Here is a 5500-nt window from a genome sequence, read left to right as displayed (position 1 = left end):
GCCGCCAGTCACGCATCCCGTCTTGCCCTCGTGGATCGCAGAATGGCTGCCGCCGTGTGCGACGGCGGCATTGCGACGCCGGTCATGCGCCGGGCATCGCTGCGCTGGATGATCGGCGTCGAGCAGGCGGTCCGTGACGGGCCCTCGACGGGTTCGTTGCTGCCGTTGTGTCGGATACCTTGCCCGCTTCTGATGGTCGTCGGCAGCCGCTCAATGGTTTGGGAGGAGGATGCTCTCGAACTGCAAGCCGGCTATCGGCAGGCCGGAGCCGATTGCGCGACCGTCGTGCCGAACTGCATTCCGTACCCTCTGGGCGAGGTCGAGAATTTCATCGCGGTGGACGATTTCATTTTCGAATGGCTCGACAGCAAACTTGGAATTGCCCGCCAGCTGGATTCCGTGACCTACCTCTAAGGCGCCAAGAGATTGGGGGAAGGCGAGAAAAGATTGGGAAGGCGAGGAGAGATTGGGGATGAATCGAGGCGCGCGTTCCGCGCCTGACGTCAGGGAGTCAGGAAGCGTCGATGGCCAGCAACCGTGCGGCCAGCCGGGCATTCTTGGCAATCGTTGCGAGCGCGGCATTCAGATCGGCCAAGGTCGTCTCGTCGAGCTCGTTGAACATGGTCGAGTTCAAGGCGAGCTTTCTCTTCGACAGTTTTTCGATCTCCGTCGTTGCTTTCGCCGTCAGCGACATCAGGACGTAGCGTGCGTCGTCTGCGGCCGGCCGTCGCGACAGGAAGCCGCCCTTTTCGAGACTCTTGGTCTGGTTGGTGACGAAGGCGGGGTGGACGCGCAGCTTGTTCGCGATGTCGATTCCCGCGACACCTCGCCCCTGGTCCAGTTCGGTGATGGCCATCAGGATCAGCCACTGCGGCTCGGTAATGCCCAGCAGTCCGGCCCAGCTGGTGTGGATGTCCTCCAGCTGGGAATGAATTTCGACGACGTTCCAGATGAAGTCCGTAATCGCCCTGTCGAGTTTCTTCTCGATCATGTGGCTCCCTCCCCGTTTATCCCTTGCCTATCCTTAATGGGATATCTTGGAAGCGTCTCGAAAATCGCGCGTCGACCAAAGGGGAGATACCGCGCGGAAGAAATCGTAGGCTCAATTATTACTTGCAAAGAACAATTAATTTTATTATCTACTATCGCACTCTATTTCGCTGCTCTTGACCCACGCGACGGACAGCGATGCGAGACCTCCAAGAAGCCCTCGGGATGCCCCCCGAGGGCTTTTCTGGTTTTTCTATAGTGATCTTCCGGGGTAATATCGCCGCTGTTGCCCTCAAGCCACATCGCGACCTGAAGTGTCGATTCATCAAAGCAATAAATTGAGACCATTGTTTTTATAAACTATATGTGAAGCCGCGACGGAGGGGGCACCTCGCTGTCGTTTCAGTCCGAACCTTCGGTGCGGGCCTGAATTGAACGGAAATTGAGAGGGTAAAGCGGCGTCCACCGAGGACCCGAGCCCCCTGAACCGACCTGGAGGTTTACTGATGAAGTTGACGAAGACACTCTTTCTCGGCTCGGCTGCCGGCCTGATGGCCGCCTCCGGGGCGTTCGCTGCCGATCTTCCCGTGAAGGCCAAGGCGGTCGAATACGTGAAGATCTGCTCGCTGTACGGCGCCGGTTTCTACTACATCCCCGGCACCGACACCTGCATTAAGCTGGGTGGTTACCTGCGGGCCGATGCGAACCTCAACACCAATTCGGACTTCAACCCGAACCAGAGCGGTGTTGCCGGTGCACGCAACCGCCTGATGAACTACTACACCTTCCGCGCTCGTGAAGACCTCAACATCGACACCCGCACCGCGACCGAATACGGCGTGGTCCGCACGTTCTTCGACGGCGTCTTTACCTGGACGACCGGCAACTATTCGGGCACCGGTTCGGCAACGGGTGGCACCCAGTACAGCGGTACGCTCGGTCTCAACGCTGCGGGCACAGGCCTCGTCGGTTCGGGTAGCGGCAACGTCAACGGCACCGACGGCAATACCTCGGCCGGTGCGCTCGGCGTATACTACGCCTTCATCCAGTTCGCCGGCTTCACGATGGGTAAGGCCGTGTCGCAGTTCGACGCGCCCTGGACCAACTATCCCGGCAACATCACCGACAACCTCGTCGGCGGCAGCGGCACCGTTACCGGCGTCACCCAGTTCACATACACCGCCGACTTCGGCCAGGGCGTCACGGCATCGTTCTCCGCTGAAGATGCGACGGCCTACTATCAGGCCGGCAACCTCAACATGACCGGCGCGACCGCAGGTGGCATCATCGGCGGTTCGTACGGCACCAACGCCCTCGGCGGCTCGCGTTCGCCGAACCTCGTCGGTCAGCTGCGTGTCGATCAGGCCTGGGGTCTCTTCCAGGCGTCAGTGGCTGCGCATGACAACCATGTCGCCTATTACGGCGCGACCGAAGCCACCGGCCATCCCGACGACAAATGGGGTTGGGCTGTTCAGCTCGCTTTGTCGATCAAGAACATCCCGACCGGCGCGGGTGACACGATCAACATCCAGGGCGTCTACACCGACGGCGCGACCCGCTACAACTTCCAGAACCTGTCGGGCAGCAGCTACTCGCTGTTCGGTAGCTCGGGTGTTGCCTACCAGAGCGTTGGCTTCGCCAATGCTCCTGACACGGTGTACGTGACCGGTAGCTCGCAGGAAACCGTCAAGACCTGGGGCTTCCGTGGCGCTTACACCCACAACTGGGATCCCAACTGGAACTCCTCGCTGTACGGTGCTTACGCTCAGGCCCAGTTCGGCACGCTGGCCAAGACCACCATCTGCGGCGCCGGCGGCGGCGCCGGTGTGTTCGGAGCCCTGGCAGGTGTGACGGGTTGCAACCCGGACTTCGCGATCGGCCAGCTAGGTGTCGTCACCCGGTGGACCCCGGTCAAGAACCTGACCTTCTCGGCGGACGTGTCCTGGACCCATCTCGACCAGAAATATTCTGGTACGGTTGGCGCCTCCCCGAGCGTCGCGACCGCCAAGCCGACCGCGGCCTACGAGCTGAAGGATCAGGACTCGGTCGCCATGATCCTCCGCGCTCAGCGCAACTGGTAAAATCTATCGAAACACATGAACGAACACCCGGCGGGAAACCGCCGGGTGTTTTTTTGCGCAAGGCAGATGATAGGGCGGCGAAGCCCCGGTGCCCGGATGGAGCGCAAGCGTGATCCGGGGGCTGCTCGCGCTGCGTCTGGCACCTTCCCGGATCACGCTTCGCTTCATCCGGGCTACGGGACCGCGCCTGTGTCGCCCCCGTGTCAATCCGCTCTCACAAAAATATTCCGCTTTACCGAAATTCGGAAATGGCGTATGTGTCGTCCATCCCGGCTCATCCTTGAGGGGCGATCTTGTGGTCGGCATGTTCGCGAGCCGGGCTTGCGGTGGACGCGGCAGCGTTCGGGTGCGAGAGGCCAAGGGCAGGGCGGATTGCTCTCCGTGAGCCCAAGGCTGCGTTCCGACGAGCGGCGCTGCTAGGCTTCGTCTCGTCTGTAAGTTTCCGGCTCCGTCGACAGGGCTGGGAATACTGCGGCGAAATGGCGGGCCGTGCGTACGGCAAAACCGTGTGGTCCTGGCCGTCGTTGCTATGGTCAAGCTCTTGCGAATGCGGCATCCGCGTCAACCGGCGCGGTGCCGGTGACTTTCGCAGGGGTGAGGGAGGCCAGCAGGAACTCGGCTCCCGGGAGAGCACGGCATAAGCCGTCCAACCATCGCGCAGGGAAGGCCGAGTGATTGGCTACACCTGTATGCTGCTGTGCGGTTTCCTTGCGCTACATTTTCGCGCAGCGGACCGCGGGTGCCAGCCGGCACCCGGCCTTCCCTGCGCCCTCTTGGCTTTGAGGGTGGAATGACCAGGCAAAGCTCGGGCGAAACGCCGCGAGGACGCGAAGGCGTGTCTACGGCTACACACTCCCTGTCATCGCCCGGCTTGACCGGGCGATCCAGTATTCCGCGACGGTGGCGTGGGCGGGATCGCAAGGCGGCGACACCGGTAAGCTCGGCATCATCGGCTTCTGCCGCGGCGGACGCACCGTCTGGGAATATGCCGCTCACAGGGGCAGCCTCAAGGCCGGCGTCGCCTTCTACGGTCCGCCGGTCGATCCAGCCAATCGGCCGTGGCCGAAGAGCCCGATGCAGCTCGCGCCCGAGATGAAGGCACCGGTGCTCGGCCTCTATGGCGGCGCCGATACCGGCATTCCCGTCGCCCAGGTCGAGCAGCTCAAGACAGCCTTGGAGCAGAACAAGAAGACGGCCGAGTTTCAAGATCTATCCGGAAGCGCCGCATGGCTTCCATGCCGACTACCGCGGCAGCTATCGCAAGGACGCAGCAGAAGATGCCTGGAAGCAGGCCCAGGCCTGGTTCAAGAAGTATGGCGTGTTGAGCTGACGCTTGATCCTGATCCTCCTTCCCCCGCTTGCCACAACGCATCCAGGGCGTGGCGGTAGGTCGGATAAGCAAGCGTGACGCCGAGCTCGCACTTCATTTTCGCGTTGGAGACGCGGGCGCTGCTCGCATAGAAGCTGCGCGCCATCGCCGACATCTCGGCGGTCTCGAACGGCTCTTCCGGCGGCGGTGCAACATTCATCAGCTTCGCCGCGTAAGCGATCACCTCCTGCGGCGGCGCCGGCTCGTCGTCGCAGACGTTCCACGTGCCGCCGCTCGGGTGATGAATCGCAGCCATGATCGCGCTCGCGATGTCGTCGACGTGGATGCGGTTGAACACCTGTCCCGGCTTGATGATGCGCCGCGCCGTTCCAGCGCGCAGCGTCACCAGCGCGTTACGGCCGGGGCCATAGATACCCGCAAGCCGCAGGATCGCGGCGTCGCCACCGGTCGTGTCGGTCCATGCCTGTTCCGCCGCGACCCGCATGCGCGTCCGGTCGAGGTCCGCCTTCGGCGGCGTGCTCTCGTCGACCCAGCCGCCGGCGTGATCACCATATACGCCGATCGTGGACAAATAGACGATCTTGCGGTCGCCGCCCGCCGCCAGCAGGCCGGAGAAGGCCGCGATTGCGGGATCGCCGGCACTGCCGGGCGGGATCGAAACGAGAAGGACATCCGCGTCCCTCATGCGTTCGATCGTCTCGCGTGCCGGACTGCTGCCGGAGAAAGCATGCACCTCGACGCCGGCGAGAGCGCCCCGCTGCGCGGGATCGCGCACCGTGCCGGCGATATGCGAGAAGCGGCCACCGAACAGGCGGACGAAGTGCCGCGCACTGTAGCCGAGGCCAAGGATAAAGAGCCGCATACATCTTCCTTGCAGGTCGGAGTTCCCGTTCGCGCCGCAGCGCGCCTCCGCTCATAAGAGATTTTTGGGTCCGGCAAAAGATATTGCAATTTGTCTCGCCCGCCTGTGCAGGCGATGGTCGCTCACCGGAGGGACGCATCGATCATGCAGGCAGAAGCGCCAGCCATCATGCTATCTGACGCGGCTGAGCTAGTCCGCCGCGCCGCCGCGCTGATCTTCGACGTCGACGGCACCTTG

At 62.7% G+C, this 5500-nt stretch carries 4 protein-coding genes and 2 pseudogenes; 4 read left to right on the top strand and 2 right to left on the bottom strand.

The genetic code is table 11. From position 1 onward, the window contains the following. Positions 1 to 42 precede the first annotated feature (42 nt). Complete coding sequence (locus IVB32_RS18610; protein WP_247410902.1) at positions 43 to 414, top strand: hypothetical protein; 372 nt, start codon at positions 43 to 45, stop codon at positions 412 to 414. Positions 415 to 511: 97 nt separating this feature from the next. On the opposite strand, the gene IVB32_RS18605 is transcribed toward IVB32_RS18610, so the two are convergent. Next, positions 512 to 991 (bottom strand): MarR family transcriptional regulator, encoded by a 480-nt coding sequence (locus IVB32_RS18605; protein ID WP_247337729.1) that lies wholly within the window; start codon positions 989 to 991, stop codon positions 512 to 514. Positions 992 to 1496: 505 nt separating this feature from the next. On the opposite strand from IVB32_RS18605, the gene IVB32_RS18600 reads away from it, so the two are divergent. Together IVB32_RS18600 and IVB32_RS18595 are read left to right on the top strand one after the other, a co-directional pair. Continuing rightward, positions 1497 to 3071 carry a porin gene (locus IVB32_RS18600; RefSeq protein WP_085348489.1) on the top strand — a complete coding sequence of 525 codons (1575 nt, stop codon included), beginning with the start codon at positions 1497 to 1499 and terminating at the stop codon, positions 3069 to 3071. Between the two features lie 894 nt (positions 3072 to 3965). Continuing rightward, positions 3966 to 4401: pseudogene (locus tag IVB32_RS18595) on the top strand (dienelactone hydrolase family protein); the annotation flags it as partial. On the opposite strand, the gene IVB32_RS18590 reads toward IVB32_RS18595, so the two are convergent. Next, positions 4376 to 5263 carry an SDR family oxidoreductase gene (locus IVB32_RS18590; RefSeq protein ID WP_247370112.1) on the bottom strand — a complete coding sequence of 296 codons (888 nt, stop codon included), beginning with the start codon at positions 5261 to 5263 and terminating at the stop codon, positions 4376 to 4378. The pseudogene IVB32_RS18595 and the gene IVB32_RS18590 overlap by 26 nt on opposite strands. A 144-nt stretch (positions 5264 to 5407) precedes the next feature. Between IVB32_RS18590 and IVB32_RS18585 the strand changes: the two are divergent. After that, positions 5408 to 5500 (top strand): annotated as a pseudogene (locus IVB32_RS18585) (HAD family hydrolase); the annotation flags it as partial.

It is taken from the genome of Bradyrhizobium sp. 23, from assembly GCF_023073295.1.
Taxonomy (GTDB): Bacteria; Pseudomonadota; Alphaproteobacteria; order Rhizobiales; family Xanthobacteraceae; genus Bradyrhizobium; species Bradyrhizobium canariense_D.
The sequence above is the reverse complement of the archived record's forward strand: the minus strand, read 5'-3'. Positions and strand labels throughout refer to the sequence as shown.

Excerpts from the sequence above, each read along its gene's own strand:
- IVB32_RS18605 (WP_247337729.1), bottom strand. The coding sequence starts at position 991 with ATGATCGAGAAGAAACTCGACAGGGCGATTACGGACTTCATCTGGAAC.
- IVB32_RS18600 (WP_085348489.1), top strand. The coding sequence starts at position 1,497 with ATGAAGTTGACGAAGACACTCTTTCTCGGCTCGGCTGCCGGCCTGATG.
- IVB32_RS18610 (WP_247410902.1), top strand. The coding sequence starts at position 43 with ATGGCTGCCGCCGTGTGCGACGGCGGCATTGCGACGCCGGTCATGCGC.
- IVB32_RS18590 (WP_247370112.1), bottom strand. The coding sequence starts at position 5,263 with ATGCGGCTCTTTATCCTTGGCCTCGGCTACAGTGCGCGGCACTTCGTC.